The following is an 18,026-nucleotide window of genomic DNA, read 5'->3' as shown; positions in this document are numbered from 1 at the left end:
CGTGGCCTCTCCCAATGAATGATTCTAGTAAGGGGATGTATGACAAGTGAAACGAAAACTATTCATGCTCTGTTTGGCAGGCATGTTGTTATATACGAATCCGGCCTATGCGACGCCGTTTCCAGATAAGAAAGAGGAAGTTGTTCAGGACGCTGACAACTATTTGAAAAAAGAAGACAGAACGAGCTTTGAGAACTCGTTGAAAGACATACCGGGCAGCTACAAGGTCGTGGTGGTAGAAAGTACTTCTCCGGAAGCTGAATCGCCTGATATGTACGCGCAAAAGCTGTTTGACAATTACAACTTGGCGGACGATGCCATGATGATCGTGCTCGACATGAATACGGAGCAGCTAGGTATTTATGCTGGTCCTGCCTTGCAGACAAAAGGGGCCACGATGGCATTGCTGCATGACAAGATCGCTGGGTTCTACGATCCATTTCGAACACAAAAGCAGTATTTGACCGGTATTTCAACGTTGATTGATGAAGTGAACAAAGAGCTAATCCGAATCGAAAGCAAACAAGCAACAGCGAACCCGGGCGCAACCGATGCTGGTAAAACGGAGGAAAGTGAATCCCAAAGCGCTCTCGGTGGTATTCCATGGTGGATCTACCTGGTTGGAGCGGTATTTGCTGGGCTTTCGATCGGTTTGATCTATGCGATGATCAGACGCAGGGCTATTTTTGCCCAAGTAGACGAAGTAGAAGATTGGAAAGAAGAACTCGTAGAGAAGATCAACGTCATCGAGGTGGAAAAACCGCTTCGCCGTTCCAGCGGCATGACAGAGGTACGTTACCATCACTTGGCTGACAAAAAAGAAAATCTGTTGCGCATCCGCATTCCTGATGTGGAAATGATGATTCTGGATGCCGAAGAAGCTTGCGATCGCTTCCGCTTTACGTTGGCACTCGGCATGCTGAATGAGGCGAGAGAGACCATCACCCAAATTGAGGAAGAGCTGAATGAACTGAAATCAGATACTTCCAAAGTGGCAGTTACCAAGCAAGAAAACAAGGTTGTTGTTCCTGAGATCGGAAAGCAAGTGGAGCAGATGGAGCGACGCTTGTCTGACTTGCGTCTGGAGTACGGTTTGTCTTTCCATGAGCTGAAGGCATCGCTTGATGAGGTAGACACGATGCGAAAACTCGTGAAAACTGCGCGTGCTGCAGGGGACGACATTGCGGCGTACGATACCACGCAAAAAGCTCAGCAAGTGCTGGAGCAGGTAGGACAAGCGATGGACCTCATTCCAAAGCTCGTACAACGCGTGAAAAAAGAAATGCCGGAAGAATTCAAGCACCTGGAAGAAGGAATTGAGCAGGCTGTTCGTGACGGCTTTGATTTAAAACAGGATTCTCTGGACAATGCTCTCTTGCAGGCGAAGCAATTGGTGATGTCCGCGAAAAGCGCTTTGGAAGAGGGCAGCCTTCAAATGGTGTTGACTCATGTAAAGGCGTTCGAGGTACTCATTGATGCAACGTATCAAGCGATTGAAGATGGTGTTCTTGCTAACAGTGAGGTAGCCGCGACGGTGCATTCGGAAATCGAGCCACATGCAGAAGCGAATCCAAAGAGAGAAGAAACAGAAACTGTGCATGTGGAAAAGAGAGCAGAAGGACTGGAAGTGGATCAGGACGATTCACAACAGCAACCAGCTGCTGCAGCCGCGCCTGTCGAAACAGAGATTCACACACCTGAGCAGGCTCCGGCAATCGAGCGTGAGCATTTCACTAGCGAAGCAGAGAGTGAAAATCGCCCTCTTCGCAAGCAGACGGAGGTGGCAGAAGAGCGATCCGGTCGTGAAAAGTCCGCAGAGCTGAGCGAAGCCGAACGATCCGTATTGTTGCAAGCTATTCCTCAGCTGATGAACAGAAAAGCGAAAAAGCCTGCTCCAGTAGTCAAAGAAGAAGAGCCTGCGTACGAAGAAGAAGAGTATGAACTGGTCATTCCAAAGAGTGAGCCTGAACCGGAGGAAATGATTCAGGAAGAAGAGCAAGTGTATTTGGTGATCGAGACAGAAGACGATGCACTGGATGAGCTCGAGCGTATTTCAAATACATTAGTCCGCGTTCGTCAGCAAATCAAGCGCAGCTATCTGCCGGGGATTCCGGATCAATTGAAGTACATGTTTGAAGAAGTCGTACAAACCTTGGGACGCGTAAAAACGATCATGGAGCAGTACCGTTATGATCTGGAAGAGGTTACCATGCTAATTCAGGACGCGAGTGATCTGGTCAGCGAAACAGAACGGATGGCAGAACGCATCATCTCTACTTGTCAATTGGCAGAGGGTGCGATTCAATACACAAACCGCTATCGCCGCCAAAATCGTCAAGTCAATGACTTGTTGACGAAGGCAGAGCTATCGTTCCGCCAGCTGGCGTTCACAGAAGCCTATCAGCTTGCCGAGGAGGCCCGTCTCGTAATCGAAGGCGCACCAGCCGAAGAGGACAACCGTTGGCTTCTCCGTCGTAAGAAAAAGGGATGAGCCAGATGATGCTCTTTCCTCTCTTCTTACTGGCAGTTGGATTTCTCGTCATGGTACAACCGCGGACAAAACGCTGGCAAGCACGGATGAACGCTTATTTTCAAGGGGACGAAAGGCGCGTGAAGCAGCGAGCCAACACGTTTTTTCTGTTGGGCTTAGCCTTTGTGTTTGCAGGATTTGCTTATTTGTTCCGCCTTGTCGGATAGACCACTGAACAGACGTAAAGCACCCGCTATGAAAAGATGGAGCTTCCTTCTTTTTGTAGCAGGTGCTTTTTATTGGGCAAAAAAAAGAAGCATCGCTCACGCAGGCGATGCTCCATCCAGGGAAGATAAAGGGAGTAAGGTTATTAAATCAGCACATTACAACTAGGGGGGAGTAATGTGCTGATTTCTCTTTCATGAAAAGAGAACCTGATTCATAGTTTCCCCATTCCCTCTTGATCTAAACGTTATTCTCGTAAAAAAATTCAAATGCTTCCTGCGCACTATGAGTACCTGCAGCATGGCCGGAAGAGAAGGCGATCGTGATGTTATAACCGCCGGTATGGGCATGGACATCCATGACCTCGCCGGCAAAATACAAGCCATCCATGAGCTTGGAACGCATGGAGCGCGGATCGATCTCCTTTACGCTCACTCCGCCACCCGTAATGAACGCCTCTTCAAGAGAAAGCGTCCCTGTAATGGTGAGTGGAAAAGCTTTGATTAAGCTCGTGAATTTGCTCCATTCTTGCTTTTTCATATGACTGAAGGTCGTTTCTTCTGATATTCCTGCTAGCGCAAGCAAGAGCGGGATGATCCGTTCGGGAAGGAAGCCTTTGATTGCATTTTTTACTGCCTTTTTCGGCTGCTCCTCGATCAACTGCCAGCTTTCCGACAGGATTTCCTCGGCAGTTTTGTCAGGCATGAAATCGAGCGTGAGAGAGAGTGGGATGGCTCCGTATTTTCGCTGCGATACCGAGACGTAATGTCCCATTCGCAAGGAGGCTGGCCCTGAGATTCCAAAATGGGTGAAGATCATATCGCCTTCCTGCGTATTGATCTTTTTCCCGTTTGGCGCATACAAGGTCATCGTGATATCACGCAAAGACAGACCCTGAATCGACTTGTCGCGAATAAAGGAGTCGTTAGCTGTTAGTGGTACTTCAGTAGGATACAGCTCTGTGATGGTGTGCCCGGCAGCTCTTGCCCATGCATACCCGTCGCCTGTTGACCCTGTCTGTGGTACTGAACAGCCTCCGACTGCAATAATCACACAGGGAGCTGTGATCTTTTCCCCGGAAGCAAGCAAAATGCCGCCTGTTCTCCCTTCTGAATAGAGAACTTCTTTTACCGAGCAATTGAGTTGAATGACAGCACCTCGGCGCTTCAACAGATCAATCAGTGCTTGGGCGACTGTCACTGCCTTGTCTGTGACGGGGAACATTCGGCCCCGATCCTCTTCTTTTAGTGCCACACCCAGCTCCTCGAAAAACTGGATGATCTCACGGTTGCCGAATTGGGTGAGAGCGCTATACATGAAACGTCCATTCCCCGGCATTTGTTTAACTAATTCATCTTGTTCCTTGGCATTGGTCACATTGCATCGACCACCGCCAGAAATAATGAGCTTGCGTCCGAGCTTCGCGCCTTTTTCTACGAGGCAGACTCTTGCTCCTTGGCCAGAAGCAGCGATAGCGGACATCAGGCCAGAGGGACCGCCTCCTATGATGATTACGTCATAATCGTATTGTGATCGATTCATATTATTCTCGTCCTTTGTTGTATAGTGCGGGTTCAAAAAGTCGACTTTTTGAAGTGCCTCTAAATAGGGTAGGGCAAACACCATTTTACCACAGTCCGCCCACCCGGCGCGCGATGGCAACTAGGAATGAGAAGGAGAGGTACCTAAAATATCGTCCAAATGCTGCTTTTCTAGCACATACCGAACCGTAGCTTGACCGCGGAGAATATGGGTCACGACATATCCTTTGGCAAAATAGGCTGTGAACAATTCACGTGTCATTTCTCTCCACATGGAAGCAACTGTCATATCTGCGCGTTTTACATCCTGGAAGAAGGCAGGCACAGGCAGCAGCACGATAGGCTCTTCGCGAGACAAGTCACTTTCGATCGGATGCGGAATACCGTCCATGATTTCTAAACGCAAAATATCTGGGGCGTCCTTAAAAGAGGGAGGAGAGCTCTTCCCAGATTGACGCGCTTCTACACGATCGCTGGCAATAAACCATTCGACGAGAAAACGATCAGTCGGCAGTCCGCGATTGAAGTCGTCATCAAGCTGTCCGTAGCAGTTTGGCAAATAAGTACGTACGATTCCACCGAGCTTGGCGATATTGAGTACGCCGTTTACGGTTTCAAGCGGGTCGTAGGTCCACGTAATTTTGGAATAACCCGCGGCTACTGCTTCTTCTTTTTGCAGCCATTTCATTTGTACGCCTAGCCCTTGCTTGCGATATTCTGGCAAAAAGCCGAGCATGTGCGAACAAAGATGGGCTTCGCCATTGGTGAAGCCAGGGAAGCTATACAAAAAGCCGATCAACTCCTCGTCATCGAATGCTCCTAAAAACAGACCGCCAAACTTGTGCATCGTAAGCGTCATATGAAAGGGAATGGCCGAAGAAGCGTCCCATATTTTCGCTTCTATCCCTTCTAATTGCTCAATTTCACTTGATTCGGTCAATTTTCGTAACGTGAATGCCATCTTCTTTTTCCTCCTCAAACGATTCGCGTTTTTTTTCTTCATTCGGGACACGCGCGTGTATTCCTGCTTGCGGGCGGTTGCGTCTTACTTCTCCCTCGCTGATAATAGAGAGGGATAGCATGCATGAGACGAGGGTAGAGGAGGATATTTGGGCAATGGAAAATAAATTTCAATATGAGCTGTGGAACCGTTTGACACAAGCACCAGGAGCGCCTGGCTTTGAAGGTCCGGTACGCGAGATCATGCGGGAATACATAAGCAACTATACAAGTGAACTCATGTACGATAATTTGGGTAGCATTTTTGGCGTCATGCGTGGTGACGAGAACGGTCCGAAAATCATGGTAGCGGGCCATATGGATGAAGTGGGCTTCATGGTCACCCGGATCTCTGACAAGGGATTCATTTCTTTTCAGACGTTGGGAGGCTGGTGGGGACAAGTCCTGCTCGCTCAACGGGTGCAAATTATTACGGACAATGGCCCAGTTGAAGGCGTGATCAGCTCTATACCGCCACATGTCTTGAGCGACGACCAGCGTAATCGCCCGATGGATGTACGCAACATGTACATTGATATCGGCGTGGATTCACGTGAGGAAGCAGAACGAGTAGGGGTACGTGCTGGCCAGCAGGTAGTGCCGCTGTGCCCATTGCAGGAAATGGCCAATCCGCGTCGCCTGATGGCAAAAGCATGGGATAATCGCTATGGCTGCAGTCTGGCAGTCGAGCTCGCAAAAGAGCTGCATGAAAAACCAGATCATCCGAATGTCGTCTATGTCGGGGCCACTGTACAAGAAGAATTGACCGGTCAGCGCGGTGCGAAAACAGCCGCTGCGTCCATCGATCCGGATTTGTTTTTGGCTTTGGATGCGAGTCCAGCCACAGACATACCGGGCGTAAGAGACGAAGGCGGCAAGCTCGGCGGAGGACTTCTGATGCGCATATACGATCCGATGTATGTCATGCCAGTGGGGCTGCGTGAGCTTCTCATTTCCACGTGCGAAGAAGAGAATATTCCGTACCAGACTTATGTGGCAAAAGGCGGGACAGATGCAGGCGTGGTTCAGTACCACGGCAAGGGCGTACCGTCAGCCGTTATTGGCATCCCTTCCCGGTACATTCACAGCCATGCTTCGATTATTGATCGTGAGGATTACGAGGCAGCGAAGCGTCTGTTGTTCAGTGTCATTCGCAAGCTAGACAGAGCGACATGGGAATCCATTTTGCCCAGATAAGTAGAAAGTGGAGGAGTGCATTTGAACGCGATCATTCTGTATACACGACGTCAGGGCGAATCTACGTCATTTGAATTTAATGTGTTCGACAATCAATTTGCCACGGAGAATTTGGCAGTGCGCAAAGTGCTGATGGCGATGCTAGACGCCGTTCGAAACAACTTGACGGAACTAGAAATCGAGTACAATGACAGCATGCTGCTCGAAAAGGTGGGAGCAAAGCGTGCGGGCGAACTGCTTCGTTTTCTCGGAGCGACCAAAGAAAACATGCGAGAAAATCAGAGCAATGGGGTTGTTGTCAGCCGAACATTTCAAGCGCCTTTCACGGAGGAGCGCTATGAGTATTTTTACAACTTGACTGACATCGCCCAGCTGTCACACTATCGCTTGAAAGAAGGCGAAGCAGATCGTATCGTGTTTTATTTCACACGCTATCTCCAGCTGCTTGCGCCTGATGAAGGATCTAGCCAAGCATTTTTGGACAGACTCGAAGCATTTTCCTTGCCGTACAAGCTCGTACCGATTTCGTAGAAGAAACGCAAAAAGTCATTTTGTCCTTCCCGCAGGAGGTGCAAAATGACTTTTTTTACTTTGTTTGAGAACTAGGTGGAAGGCCGATTAGGTCCCTCCAGCTTTTTGTCTCCGTAGCCCGGTGCATCGTTTTGTACGTTTTTGGGCTGGCGATTGCGGTTTTCGACTCGATTTTGTTCTGCTGATGTATCTCGGTTTTGCTTGCTCATAGTAATGCTCCTCTCTTTCTTACAGCCATGGCTGCCAAGTCGATTTGCTTTGTCGGCGAAGTCGTGTGGTCGTATTGTTCTCCAACTGATCTCGTTCCTCTGTATTCAAGTGGCGCCTTCCTTTCTGCGATTTTGCATTGGAGTGTCAGCAGGTTGCGTGTTTTTGTAGCGGGGAATCGCGTACAGGGCAAACAATCCGAGAACCGCTGCCAAAAACAGCGTAATCACTCCATACACGATCCACGGATTCATACTTCCTACGCCCCCAAGTTTCTCCACCATGGCTCCACCCAAGCTCGTTCCGAGAGCAGTCCCAAGTCCAGATACGAAATTGGAGAAGCCAAAGTACGCCCCCAACCATTCTTCCCGAGCGAAATGTGTGACAAGACTGTCCAGCATAGGCATGAACAGCATCTCACCCAAAATAAAAAGAAACGCAGCGCCACTCAATGTGAGGAAATGGTTCGCCCATCCCATAAGGGTTAGCCCTGTGCCTAATAAGATGGTCCCAATCGTTACAGACAAGTACGGATTGATGCGCTGAAGAACAAAGCGCGAAATGAATCCTTGCAGGACGACAACACTGAGAGAGTTGATCGTCCAAATAAGCCCAATCAGTGTAGCAGAATGCAGGACATGTTCTCCACGCAGCGGCAGGATCATGGCGAACTGAGCATAGATTGCCCAGATCAAGAGCGTAATCGCAGAAAAAAGCAAGAAGCTGCGGTGCGTCAAGATGTGACGATACTCCTTGATCGGTGTTTGCTTGCAATCAGAGCCTACACAGCGATCATCAGGAAGGATGAAGCGAGAGAAGACAGAAAGCGCTCCAAATACGAAGGCAGCTACTAAAAAAGGCTGTTGCCCGCCCGCAGTCATCCACGTAATGACCAAGCCTGCGACAATGATCCCACTATGAGCCAGTATCCCACGCCATGAAAAGGCATCCGTGCGCTGTCCATCCTCCACCTCATCTGCAATCATGGCTTTTATGGTTGGCGCGAGAAGACCAAGACCCAAGCCGTTGACAGAGGAGAAGAGCAGGAAGAAACCGTAGGAATGGCTGAAGTGATAGCCAGCCATGGCACATCCTTGGAATAATGCACCCAAGGCAAGGATAGAGCGTCTGCCCCAGCGATCCGACAGTGGTCCGCCTACCAGGCTTCCGATTTGATACGTGATGCTCCCCGCTGCCAATATAAAGCCTACTTGTGAGAGAGGGAGCGCTCGTACCTTTTGCAAAAAGACAGGGAAGACGGGAATAACCAAGTAGGAGGCCATGTGCATGAAAAAGACAACGATCAGTAACAGCAAGTAAGGTTTGTTGCGCAACAGAGATCCAGTAGAGGCCGTCATGATCGTCTCCTCTTAGATTCATTCCTCTCTAGTATGAGTGGATAAGGCTCGTCTCTATGCAAAGGTCACATCCTGATTTATGAAAAACGTCTAGTCGTTTTTCACAAAAAAAGTAGGCCAGCACACAAAAACGATATGAAGACAGGCAAGCGTCCAATCCAAGATGCGTGGCGCCACATATACCTATAGGGAAAGGTACCATGGGCGGTATGTAATGGTGCGAGGAGCGCAGCAGAATGAAGGGGGGGATCAGGCGTGAGAGGTTTTGGTTTCTTCAACGAGGATGGTTTCGAAGTGATCATCTGGATCATCGTGATCATCTTTCTCCTCTCCATATTTTTTGACGAAGGGATAGATTAAGATGAGTGCATATCGGCCGGTTCGCCAATTGAATAACTATTACAAGTCCAACCACGCATTCAAGAAATGGATTAAGGCAAACGAGCAATGGTTCAAGCAAAATCCGGATGTGTTCAACCAGATGCTGCGTAATCCGAAGATGGTCAACTTGTTTATGGATCTGATGGTCGAAAACTCGCCGCGCATTGAGAAGAAACTGAGGAAAATGGGAAGGAACCATCGCTGATGCATGCGGCATGCTGCCAACTAAGCATGCCGTTTTTTAACGTATAGGCATTTATAAAATAAATTCCGGAGCGCATGGAAACTTTCCGCTAATACGCGGTCGCTCAACGTTGAATCGGCCTCGATAGAGGTTTTCTTATTGGGAAGGCTACCCTGTCCTGTTATAAAACCGGGATAAACAGCGTAGGGATAAGCATACGCTGCTTGTTCGGGAGGATGGACAACATGGCACAAGTCATTTTGACGTTTTTTGTAGCTTATGGCATTGTGATTGGTGGCTCTCTATCAGGGGGAGTGGGCGCATTTCTCACAGATAAACCCCCGCTCTTATCTATGGCCCAATTGGCAGACCAGCTCAAAATCTGGGGATTGGTTGGGGCCTTAGGCGGAACCTTTGATTCCTTTTTGCAGATGGAAAAAATACTGATGGGTAATTTGACACCTGTCGTAAAGCAGCTCGTCATGATCGTCGTCGCTTTTTTGGGTGCCCATATTGGAACGATTTGTGTACAGTGGCTGGTACAGGTGCGCTCATGAAGGTGACGTTTTGGAAACGTTATGTCTCTCTTCTGCTCCTTGGGTGTCTCTTGGGCGGAGCTGTTATTTTGTTTACATACGGACGCGAAATGGAACAGATGATGCTGATCAAGAAGAGCTTGGAGCTGCAAAATAAAAAGCTGTACGAGGAAAATCAGGAACTGAAGCAAAATCAGCGAGTGTATCGTAAAAAGCAAGAGATCGTCATTGAAGAAGTACGCGCATCTGTGCTCCCGACAGATCAGAAGCAGCCCCTTCACGCCACCATTGTCGTACAAGTCGTCGATCGTCTGGAAAAAGATCTTGCCTCGTTAAAAGGGAAGAAGATCGAGCAGGTTGCGGAGGTACATCAGGTCTTGCATGAAATGCTGCGACGCCGCGAGTATATTTTGTCCGATCGGACGACAGTTGAGGTGCGAATCAAGACGGTCGTGATCAGTAGAACGTTGCATGTGTTTGTGACAGCAGCCGTTATACCAGATGATGTTTGGCAAAAGATTGCGCGAAACTTTCTATTTCTTCCGCCGTATATTTCTATATAGAATAGCTGATAGCCGGATCTATTAGGTCTGGGTCGGTATAAAGGAGAGGCGAACACATGTCCATGTTCAAAAAGCTGTTGGCAAGTGTAGGTATTGGTTCTGCACAAGTAGATGCACGTCTTGAGCAAGATTCACTCATTCCTGGGGATATGGTAAGAGGTGAGGTCCATATCAAGGGAGGAGATGTGCTCCAGGAGATCGACGAAATCTACATGTACGTCGTCACACATTACGAAAGAGAAATCAACGATAGCAAGACAAAGGAAGAATGCACCCTTGTCAAATATCGTCTTTCTGAGCGCGTGCAATTGCAGCCGAAGGAAGAAAAAGTGTTGCCTTTCGCGTTTCAATTGCCGTATGAGACTCCTTTAACGATGGGGCGTCAACCTGTTTACTTGCGGACAGGTCTCGATATCAAAAATGCGATTGACCCGGGTGATTCCGATTTCATCGAAGTTCGCCCACATCCATTAATGTCAAAAGTACTGGATGCTGTTCAACAGATCGGATTCCAATTGTATAAGGTAGACTGCGAATACAATCGTCACCTGGGTCGCAATCATCCATTCGTACAGGAATTTGAATTCCGTCCAACAGGGCCATACCGCAGCCAGTTAGAAGAACTCGAAGTAGTCTTTTACCTTCGTGAGGGTGAATTGGAAGTTTTGTTTGAACTGGATAAGCGGGCGAGAGGCTTTTTGGGTGCATTTGAAGAAGCGTTTAATCTGGATGAACGCTACATCCGTTTCCGCCTAACCGATGCAGACATGAACAAGCATACCCATATCATTGCAGAAGCAATTGAGGCGCGCCTTAAGCAGCAGCTTCGTTAGTGAACAGAGTGAAGTAGAAGATGACTGTGAAAAAGGCTGACAGAGTGAAGGTTAACACTCGGTCAGCCTTTTTTCTATGGAGGTCGGCATCGGTACCAACCGGTGTCTTTTTAATTTTTCGATTTGCATGTATAGGGCTGGATTTTTCTGACAATACTGTGAGCATGAAGAATCCAAGGAGGAAATTATTATGAATTTGTTGGAAAAAACGAGAAAGATTAATGTGATGCTTCAAAAAACGATGGGTGGAAGCGGAGTAGGTTTTCAAGACCTCGCAAGACTTTTGTCAGAAGTGATTTCTGCAAATGTTTACATCATTACCGCAGATGGCTCGATCCTGGGAAGCGGGATGAATCAGGAAATTTCCCTTCAAGAAGAGGGGCGTTCGTCCACGCAGCTACAGGAAGGTGTACATCAGAAGCTGCTTGAAGTCACGCAAACATTAGCAAACGAGCCGATTACAAGCCCGTATAGTTTGGTACCAAGAGAATTGAATTCTATCTTCCCACAAATGATGACGACGATTGTTCCGATCAATGCAGGCGGAAGCCGTCTTGGCACACTTGTCCTGCTGCGTGCTTACGGGCAGTTTGAAACAGAGGACCTCATTTTGGGCGAGATCGGTGCTACCGTCATCGGCATGAAAATTGTTCGTCAACGCACAGAACAGATCGAGAATGAAGTGCGCGACAAAACATTTGCCAAAATTGCACTCTCCTCGTTGTCTTATAGCGAGCAGATCGCAATCGAAAAAATTATGGAGCAATTGGATGCTCGCGAAGGTTTACTCGTAGCTAGTCAGCTGGCAGATCAGGCAGGCTTGACGCGTTCCGTGATTGTGAACGCTCTTCGTAAGCTGGCAAGCGCGGGTGTACTGGAATCCCGCTCGTTAGGGATGAAAGGTACATATATCAAGGTATTGAATGACAAGTTCCCATCTGAACTGGCTAAATGGAAAACCTCTTAAATTGAGTGTGGAACACAGAAGCTCTCCCTGTATGAGGGAGGGCTTTTTGTTTGTGGATCAACAAGTATAGCCGTACCGATAAAACGTTCATGATTTAGCGATTGAATAAATGATTTTCTTGCCCTTATAATGTCCACAAAGGTTGAAACTTCAAAAAATTTAAAAATTAAAGTTCATACTTCAAAATCGAATGGAGGCGTTATGAATGAAGGTGATCATTGGTGGAATTGCGCATGAAACGAATACGTTTTCCAATGTGCCCACGACGCTTGAGATGTTTCAAAGCTATGAGTGGGATCATCATGAAACGATTGTGAACCGCAATCGTGGCGTTCGCAACTTTCCGGGAGGGATGATAGATCGCGCCGAAGAGTTGGGCATCGAGCTATTGCCGACCTTTCTCACCTTTACGTATCCAGCGGGGACGATTTTGCGAGAAGCGTATGATCGTATAAAAAAGGAGCTTCTAGACACGATTGCCGCGACAGAAGGTGCAGATGCCATTTGTCTTGGGCTTCACGGAGCGGGTGTCGTAGAAGGAATGGATGACTTGGAGGGCGACCTTCTAGCAGCAGTACGTGAGTTGGTCGGTTATGACATTCCCTTAATCGTTACGCTCGACCTGCATGCGAATATGACACAAAAAATGGTTGATGAAGCCGATGCGCTATTAGGTGTCCATCTCTACCCGCATGTGGACTGCTATGAACGCGGAATCGAAGCAATCGATCTGGCTCACAAGATGGTTACTGAAGGTGTTAAGCCAACCATGCATTTAACAAGACTGCCACTATTGATTCCGACATCGGCTACGCACCATTCCCCAGCTCGCGAAATCAACGAAGCTTGCTGGGCGTGGGAAAAGGAAGAAGGAGTCATCGACTGTGCATTCTTCCACGGATTTCCGTACACAGACATTCCTGAGCTGGGCGTAACCGTTTTGAGCGTTACCGATAACGATCAGGAGCTTGCCAAAAAAGTGAGCGAGGATGTAGCTGCTCTCATCTGGGAGAAAAGGGATGAATTCGAGCTGATCATGCCTTCTCCTGCCGAGGGCATTGCGATGGCACTTGAAACGGAAGGGATGCCGATCGTAATCAATGAGACGTCGGATAACCCAGGCGGAGGAACACCCGGAGACGGAACGTATTTGCTTCGGGCGATGCTGGAAGCCAAGCTTGCGAATGCATGCTTTGGATTTATTTTCGATCCTGAAGTGGTACAGCTTGCTCATCAGGCTGGAGTCGGCGCAACCATTCAAGTATCCCTCGGTGGAAAGACAGACTACTTGCACGGAGAACCACTAGAGGTTACCGGCTACGTCAAAGCTTTGACAGATGGAAAATTCATTGCGACGACACCGATGGGGCAAGGAGGCCAAGAGAATTTTGGCAAATCCGTTCGCTTGCAAATTGAGGGAGTAGATGTACTGGTTTGCAGTGTGAAATCTCAGGTGCTGGACGAACAAATTTTTCTGCTGCACGGAATTGACGTGACCAAATACAAGATTGTGGCATTGAAATCAAGCACGCATTTCCGGGCTGCCTTCGAACCGATCAGTGCACGCGTTATAACAGTCGATTCACCGGGATTGACCACACTCAACTTCCGCTTCTTCAAATACGAGAGAGCTATTCGTCCGATTTATCCGTTAGATCCGGCCACCGAGTGGAACCTACAACAAATGACAAGGAAGTAGATGATCATGGAATCCGTTGCCGAACGCATCCGCAAGCATTATCCGGAATTGACCAACCAACAAAAACTTGCAGCCAAATACATTCTCGCTGAGCCGAAAACAGTTGCTCTCCAACCAGCCAAGGTTGTCGGGGCATTGAGCGGCACGAGCGAAACGACGATCATCCGACTATCCTACGCCCTCAACTACTCCGGGTACAGCGAATTGCAGAATGAGATTCGCAGCACCTTGCTGGAAAAAGTTCCAAAAGCTGATGCCATCCACAGTTTTCGCACAGCGGCGGTGGAGATGAAAGATAAACAAGATCTGATTTCCTATAACATGGAGCAGGATGTTGCGTATATTCGGCAAACGTTAGGGGAGCTGCAAAAGGATCATCTTTTGCAAGCGGTTTCAACTATTATGGCAGCCAAGCACATTCTCGTTGTCGGATTTCGCAGCTCCTATGCTCCTGCCCATTGGCTTGCTTTTACGCTCAATGTCGTCAAAGGAAACGCTCATTTGTACAATGGGCCAGTTGATGACGTCAACTATCTGCTGACACAGATCAATCAGGAGTGGCTCGTGATCGCACTCTCCTTCCCCCGCTATACGAGTGAAACGATTCTGTTTGCAAAAGCAGCCAAAGAGAGAGGCGCCAAAATCATCGGGATTACAGACGATGAGCTATCTCCAATTGGGCCAGTAGCCGACCAAATTTTGAAAGTCAGCGCACCTGCTCCTACAGCCTTAAAAGGAATGACGGCGATCTTTTCCATGCTGAATATTTTGATCAGTGGTGTGGTCCAGGCTGATGGCGAACAGGTACAACAAAGGCTGAAAGAATACGAAGAGACAAGTCGACAAATATACCCGTTTGTGGAAGGGACCGAAATGTAACGGCAATTGATAAGGGGGATGGAATATGAAAATGCACAGGTGGAAGCAAGGAGTCTTGGGTGTGTTTCTAGCCACGGCTTTAGTCGCAGGCTGCTCCTCACAGCCGACCAATCAAGCAGGGAATGAAACGTCGGCCAAAGGAAACACATTAGTCATCGCTTCCCTGACTGACCCGGACTCGCTTGATATGCACAAAACGAGCTGGCTGAGCATGGAAAACAGTTTAATCTACGAGCCTCTTTTGACCCGCGATGCAACAGGCAAACTCCATCCGCGTTTGGCAGAAAAGTACGAAATCTCGCAGGACGGCAAGGTTTGGACATTTACCCTACGCAAAGATGTCCGCTATCACTCTGGAGATCCAATGACGGCAGCGTCGGTAAAAGAATCGTTTGATCGTTTGCTTGCCATTTCGCCAGTGAAGGGGCTTGCAGGTCCGATTGAAAAAGTGGAAGCAACTGACGAGCATACGTTCAAGGTACATTTTAGCCAACCGTTTGCCCCTTTTGTTAACGTCATTGTCGGTGGATTAGTCTCACCTCTTGACGCCAAAAAGGCAAAAGAATTAGGGGATGGCTTCTCAGATACCCCATCCGCAACGGGGCCGATCATCTTTGACAAACGCGAGCGGGGTGCTTCACTCACCTACAAGAAAAATCCTGATTACAACTGGGGACCGGAGTACGCTGCCAACAAAGGCCCTCTTCAGGTAGACAGCATTATGTTCCGGCTTATGAAAGACGACGATACGCGACTGATGGAATTCAAAAAGGGTACGGTCCATGTGTTGTATGATGCGCCCGCGAACTCGGTTGCGGAGCTTGAGACATTGCCCGGAGTCAAGATTGAGAAAGTGATGGACGTTGGAAACAAATACATCGCTTTTAACAATAAGCATCCGTTGTTTTCAGATGTCCGTCTGCGCAAAGCAGTAGCCCTCTCCGTAGATCGAGATCCACTTGTTCAGGTAGCGTTGAACGGCTTCGGCAAGCCAGTCTATGGTCCATTGGCACCCACGATTTATGGCTACAGTGAAGCGATTGAAAGTAAGGCAAAGCAGTTGTATACGAGGGATTTAGGCAAAGCGAAGCAGTTGCTGGCGGAAGCAGGCTGGACGGACAGTAATGGGGATGGCATCGTAGATAAGGACGGAAAACCGTTGTCTGTGGAGATGCTCGTCTCTCAAGAGCCAGCATTTCAGCGTGCGGTGCAGATTTTGCAGAGCCAGCTGAAAGAAGCGGGTATTGATATGAAAATTAGCGTGCAAGAAATGACGACGATGAAAGAGCGCATTTCGAAAAAGTCTTATGACATGGCTTTGATGTACTACGGCTGGTTTGATGCTGATATCTTATACCTCATCTTTGAAAAGAGCAATTCGACGAGCCGCACTCATTACAACAGCCCTGAGCTGGATGCTTTACTGAACAAAGGACGTTTGGAAATGAATGAGCAGAAGCGTCTCAAGATTTACGAAGATGCACAGGAGATATTGCTGAATGATTTGCCGTGGGTCCCTTTATGGGTAAGTGAAACGGTGATAGCAACTCGCGGAGTCAAAGGCTTTACGGTCAATCCGTACACGCAAAATGTTACGTTGCATGATGTCACACTCGAAAAATAGACAACGGAGGTGAAGGCATGCGCCGATATGTAGTAAAAAGGTTACTATCCCTGATAGGTACTTTGCTTGGCGTATCCGTCCTGATCTTCTTGATGGTGCACCTCATTCCTGGCGATCCCGCAACACAAATACTCGGTCAATTTGCAACACCAGAGGCCGCCAGTCAATTGAGAGCGAAGCTAGGTCTCGATCAGCCATTGTGGCAGCAATACTTGCAGTTCGTCGGAAAGCTGTTCGCTGGCGATTTAGGAACGTCTTTATTTACAGGTGAAAAGGTATGGGATCAAATTGTGAACCGTTTCCCCATCACCTTGCAGCTTGCCATCCTTAGTGTCATCATTGCCGCAATATTCGGCATTCTCGTGGGGACGATCGCTGCTGTTAAGCAAAACACGATTATCGATCGGCTTGTGGTCCTTTCCTCCCTACTCGGTATTTCTGCACCTGGCTTCTGGATTGCGCTGTTTCTGATCTGGATATTTGCTTACAAGCTGGCTTTGTTTCCGATCTCCGGTTATGAGGGCTTTCACTCCTTACTGCTGCCAGCGATCACCTTGGGCATGGCGGAAGCGGGAATGATCGCCCGCATGACCCGCTCCAGCATGCTGGAGGTCATCAAGCAGGATTACATGCGAACCGCTGAGGCCAAGGGCGCGGCGCTTGTACGAATCATTTTTAGCCACGGGCTGCCAAATGCCATTATTCCTGTTGTGACGATGATCGGCTTGCAGTTTGGTTCTCTTATGGCTGGTGCCGTTGTCGTGGAAACTGTTTTTTCTCTGCAAGGAATCGGAAGTTTGGCGATTGAAGCGATCAGCAAGCGCGATATGCCGACGATACAAGGCATGGTGTTTTTCATGGCGTTGATTTTTGCCTTAACCAATTTGATCGTGGATCTCATTTACAGCCGCATTGATCCACGAATCCATTTCGACTAAGGAAGGGAGCAGATGGATTGTGATCAATAATCGTCCGGAGTCGTATTGGGGAGGGATAGGCAAGCGGCTTGGCCGTAATAAAACAGCAATGGCAGGTGTCGTCATTCTGCTTGTTTTTACACTGGGATCGCTTCTTGCGCCAGTCATCGCCCCTCATCCTGTCGAACAAATGAACTTTAGTAGCCGATTAAGCGCTCCCAGTCTGACTCATCTGCTCGGAACGGATGATTTCGGCAGAGATATTTTTTCCCGCCTGCTGCATGGTGGCCGCATTTCCTTGCTAATGGGTCTGATTACGGTTGTTCTCTCTACCTTCATAGGTGTGACGCTCGGCATTATTGCTGGCTATTATCGTCGACTCGATCTGTTTATCATGCAGGGCATGGATATTTTGATGTCTCTGCCCGCGCTGCTTCTGGCAATTGCAGTGATTGCGGTCTTGGGACCTGGTTTGACCAATGCGATGATCGCCGTAGTGATTGCAGTTATTCCGTCCTATGTAAGGGTCGTACGCTCTGCAGTTCTCTCGATTCGAGAGAAAGAGTACATGGAAGCCGTTCGCGCTTTGGGGATCAGAGACTGGCAAATTATGCTGAAGCATGTTTTACCCAATATTATGTCTCCGATCATTGTGCTTTCTACGATTCAATTCGGAGTGAGTATTTTGGCTGCAGCGGCTCTGAGCTTTCTTGGACTGGGTGCTCAACCGCCCATGCCAGAGTGGGGCGCGATGGTTTTTGTCGGCAAGGCATTCTTGAGTCAGGCCTGGTGGATGTCCATATTTCCTGGATTGGCCATCATGCTGGTTGTCCTTGGCTTCAATCTGTTAGGTGACGGATTACGGGATGCATTCGACCCGAAAACGAGGTAATGGATGAAGGGGGGCACGAACTG

Annotated in this window: 18 protein-coding genes; 14 read left to right on the top strand and 4 right to left on the bottom strand. The window is 48.5% G+C overall.

The window, feature by feature from the left end; all coding sequences use genetic code 11:
* Window positions 1–46 precede the first annotated feature (46 nt).
* Window positions 47–2,491, top strand: a complete 2,445-nt coding sequence (locus tag AB1L17_RS09450; protein ID WP_412844705.1) for a septation ring formation regulator EzrA — start codon at window positions 47–49, stop codon at window positions 2,489–2,491.
* Window positions 2,488–2,697: a hypothetical protein gene (locus tag AB1L17_RS09445; protein WP_412844706.1), complete on the top strand. Its 210-nt coding sequence runs from the start codon at window positions 2,488–2,490 to the stop codon at window positions 2,695–2,697. The genes AB1L17_RS09450 and AB1L17_RS09445 overlap by 4 nt, the downstream gene beginning before the upstream one ends.
* A gap of 238 nt (window positions 2,698–2,935) precedes the next feature.
* Here the strand turns inward: AB1L17_RS09445 and AB1L17_RS09440 are convergent, their stop codons facing one another.
* Window positions 2,936–4,237 (bottom strand): BaiN/RdsA family NAD(P)/FAD-dependent oxidoreductase, encoded by a 1,302-nt coding sequence (locus AB1L17_RS09440; RefSeq protein ID WP_412844707.1) that lies wholly within the window; start codon window positions 4,235–4,237, stop codon window positions 2,936–2,938.
* A gap of 120 nt (window positions 4,238–4,357) precedes the next feature.
* On the bottom strand, window positions 4,358–5,197 hold the full coding sequence (locus AB1L17_RS09435) for a GNAT family N-acetyltransferase (RefSeq protein WP_412844708.1): 840 nt from the start codon (window positions 5,195–5,197) through the stop codon (window positions 4,358–4,360).
* A gap of 155 nt (window positions 5,198–5,352) precedes the next feature.
* Here AB1L17_RS09435 and AB1L17_RS09430 point away from each other — a divergent pair, with 155 nt between their 5' ends.
* The gene (locus AB1L17_RS09430; RefSeq protein WP_412844709.1) at window positions 5,353–6,432 is read left to right on the top strand and encodes a M42 family metallopeptidase; all 1,080 of its coding nucleotides are present in this window, start codon (window positions 5,353–5,355) and stop codon (window positions 6,430–6,432) included.
* 15 nt (window positions 6,433–6,447) lie between these two features.
* Window positions 6,448–6,963 carry a hypothetical protein gene (locus AB1L17_RS09425; RefSeq protein WP_412844710.1) on the top strand — a complete coding sequence of 172 codons (516 nt, stop codon included), beginning with the start codon at window positions 6,448–6,450 and terminating at the stop codon, window positions 6,961–6,963.
* A gap of 71 nt (window positions 6,964–7,034) precedes the next feature.
* Here AB1L17_RS09425 and AB1L17_RS09420 read toward each other — a convergent pair whose 3' ends face one another.
* Together AB1L17_RS09420 and AB1L17_RS09415 are read right to left on the bottom strand one after the other, a co-directional pair.
* On the bottom strand, window positions 7,035–7,172 hold the full coding sequence (locus AB1L17_RS09420) for a hypothetical protein (protein WP_412844711.1): 138 nt from the start codon (window positions 7,170–7,172) through the stop codon (window positions 7,035–7,037).
* A 105-nt stretch (window positions 7,173–7,277) separates the two neighbouring features.
* Complete coding sequence (locus AB1L17_RS09415) at window positions 7,278–8,528, bottom strand: MFS transporter (RefSeq protein ID WP_412844712.1); 1,251 nt, start codon at window positions 8,526–8,528, stop codon at window positions 7,278–7,280.
* Between the two features lie 361 nt (window positions 8,529–8,889).
* Here AB1L17_RS09415 and AB1L17_RS09410 point away from each other — a divergent pair, with 361 nt between their 5' ends.
* From AB1L17_RS09410 to AB1L17_RS09365, 10 genes are all read left to right on the top strand, one after another.
* Window positions 8,890–9,114, top strand: a complete 225-nt coding sequence (locus AB1L17_RS09410) for a hypothetical protein (RefSeq protein ID WP_412844713.1) — start codon at window positions 8,890–8,892, stop codon at window positions 9,112–9,114.
* 224 nt (window positions 9,115–9,338) lie between these two features.
* A complete protein-coding gene (locus tag AB1L17_RS09405) occupies window positions 9,339–9,650 on the top strand; it encodes a YtrH family sporulation protein (protein WP_412844714.1) in 312 nt (103 codons plus the stop codon).
* Complete coding sequence (locus tag AB1L17_RS09400; protein WP_412844715.1) at window positions 9,647–10,192, top strand: sporulation membrane protein YtrI; 546 nt, start codon at window positions 9,647–9,649, stop codon at window positions 10,190–10,192. Before AB1L17_RS09405 ends, AB1L17_RS09400 begins: the two co-directional genes overlap by 4 nt.
* Before the next feature lie 56 nt (window positions 10,193–10,248).
* Entirely contained in the window at window positions 10,249–11,025 is a 777-nt protein-coding gene (locus AB1L17_RS09395) for a sporulation protein (protein WP_412844716.1), read from the top strand.
* 190 nt (window positions 11,026–11,215) lie between these two features.
* Window positions 11,216–11,992 carry a GTP-sensing pleiotropic transcriptional regulator CodY gene (gene codY / locus AB1L17_RS09390; RefSeq protein ID WP_412844717.1) on the top strand — a complete coding sequence of 259 codons (777 nt, stop codon included), beginning with the start codon at window positions 11,216–11,218 and terminating at the stop codon, window positions 11,990–11,992.
* Window positions 11,993–12,197: 205 nt separating this feature from the next.
* Window positions 12,198–13,691 carry a M81 family metallopeptidase gene (locus tag AB1L17_RS09385; protein WP_412844718.1) on the top strand — a complete coding sequence of 498 codons (1,494 nt, stop codon included), beginning with the start codon at window positions 12,198–12,200 and terminating at the stop codon, window positions 13,689–13,691.
* Entirely contained in the window at window positions 13,692–14,570 is an 879-nt protein-coding gene (locus AB1L17_RS09380) for a MurR/RpiR family transcriptional regulator (protein ID WP_412844719.1), read from the top strand.
* 25 nt (window positions 14,571–14,595) lie between these two features.
* Window positions 14,596–16,194 (top strand): ABC transporter substrate-binding protein, encoded by a 1,599-nt coding sequence (locus tag AB1L17_RS09375; RefSeq protein WP_412844720.1) that lies wholly within the window; start codon window positions 14,596–14,598, stop codon window positions 16,192–16,194.
* Between the two features lie 17 nt (window positions 16,195–16,211).
* On the top strand, window positions 16,212–17,132 hold the full coding sequence (locus AB1L17_RS09370; RefSeq protein WP_412844721.1) for an ABC transporter permease: 921 nt from the start codon (window positions 16,212–16,214) through the stop codon (window positions 17,130–17,132).
* A 16-nt stretch (window positions 17,133–17,148) separates the two neighbouring features.
* Complete coding sequence (locus AB1L17_RS09365) at window positions 17,149–18,003, top strand: ABC transporter permease (protein WP_412844750.1); 855 nt, start codon at window positions 17,149–17,151, stop codon at window positions 18,001–18,003.
* The last annotated feature ends 23 nt before the right edge of the window (window positions 18,004–18,026 follow it).

The organism is Brevibacillus jepli (genome assembly GCF_047229145.1).
Lineage (GTDB): Bacteria > Bacillota > Bacilli > Brevibacillales > Brevibacillaceae > Brevibacillus.
The sequence above is the reverse complement of the archived record's forward strand: the minus strand, read 5'-3'. Positions and strand labels throughout refer to the sequence as shown.

Excerpts from the sequence above, each read along its gene's own strand:
- AB1L17_RS09395 (WP_412844716.1), top strand. The coding sequence starts at position 10,249 with ATGTCCATGTTCAAAAAGCTGTTGGCAAGTGTAGGTATTGGTTCTGCA.
- AB1L17_RS09415 (WP_412844712.1), bottom strand. The coding sequence starts at position 8,528 with ATGACGGCCTCTACTGGATCTCTGTTGCGCAACAAACCTTACTTGCTG.
- AB1L17_RS09430 (WP_412844709.1), top strand. The coding sequence starts at position 5,353 with ATGGAAAATAAATTTCAATATGAGCTGTGGAACCGTTTGACACAAGCA.
- AB1L17_RS09420 (WP_412844711.1), bottom strand. The coding sequence starts at position 7,172 with ATGAGCAAGCAAAACCGAGATACATCAGCAGAACAAAATCGAGTCGAA.
- AB1L17_RS09410 (WP_412844713.1), top strand. The coding sequence starts at position 8,890 with ATGAGTGCATATCGGCCGGTTCGCCAATTGAATAACTATTACAAGTCC.
- codY (WP_412844717.1), top strand. The coding sequence starts at position 11,216 with ATGAATTTGTTGGAAAAAACGAGAAAGATTAATGTGATGCTTCAAAAA.
- AB1L17_RS09435 (WP_412844708.1), bottom strand. The coding sequence starts at position 5,197 with ATGGCATTCACGTTACGAAAATTGACCGAATCAAGTGAAATTGAGCAA.
- AB1L17_RS09400 (WP_412844715.1), top strand. The coding sequence starts at position 9,647 with ATGAAGGTGACGTTTTGGAAACGTTATGTCTCTCTTCTGCTCCTTGGG.
- AB1L17_RS09445 (WP_412844706.1), top strand. The coding sequence starts at position 2,488 with ATGAGCCAGATGATGCTCTTTCCTCTCTTCTTACTGGCAGTTGGATTT.
- AB1L17_RS09440 (WP_412844707.1), bottom strand. The coding sequence starts at position 4,237 with ATGAATCGATCACAATACGATTATGACGTAATCATCATAGGAGGCGGT.
- AB1L17_RS09405 (WP_412844714.1), top strand. The coding sequence starts at position 9,339 with ATGGCACAAGTCATTTTGACGTTTTTTGTAGCTTATGGCATTGTGATT.
- AB1L17_RS09380 (WP_412844719.1), top strand. The coding sequence starts at position 13,692 with ATGATCATGGAATCCGTTGCCGAACGCATCCGCAAGCATTATCCGGAA.
- AB1L17_RS09375 (WP_412844720.1), top strand. The coding sequence starts at position 14,596 with ATGAAAATGCACAGGTGGAAGCAAGGAGTCTTGGGTGTGTTTCTAGCC.
- AB1L17_RS09385 (WP_412844718.1), top strand. The coding sequence starts at position 12,198 with ATGAAGGTGATCATTGGTGGAATTGCGCATGAAACGAATACGTTTTCC.
- AB1L17_RS09370 (WP_412844721.1), top strand. The coding sequence starts at position 16,212 with ATGCGCCGATATGTAGTAAAAAGGTTACTATCCCTGATAGGTACTTTG.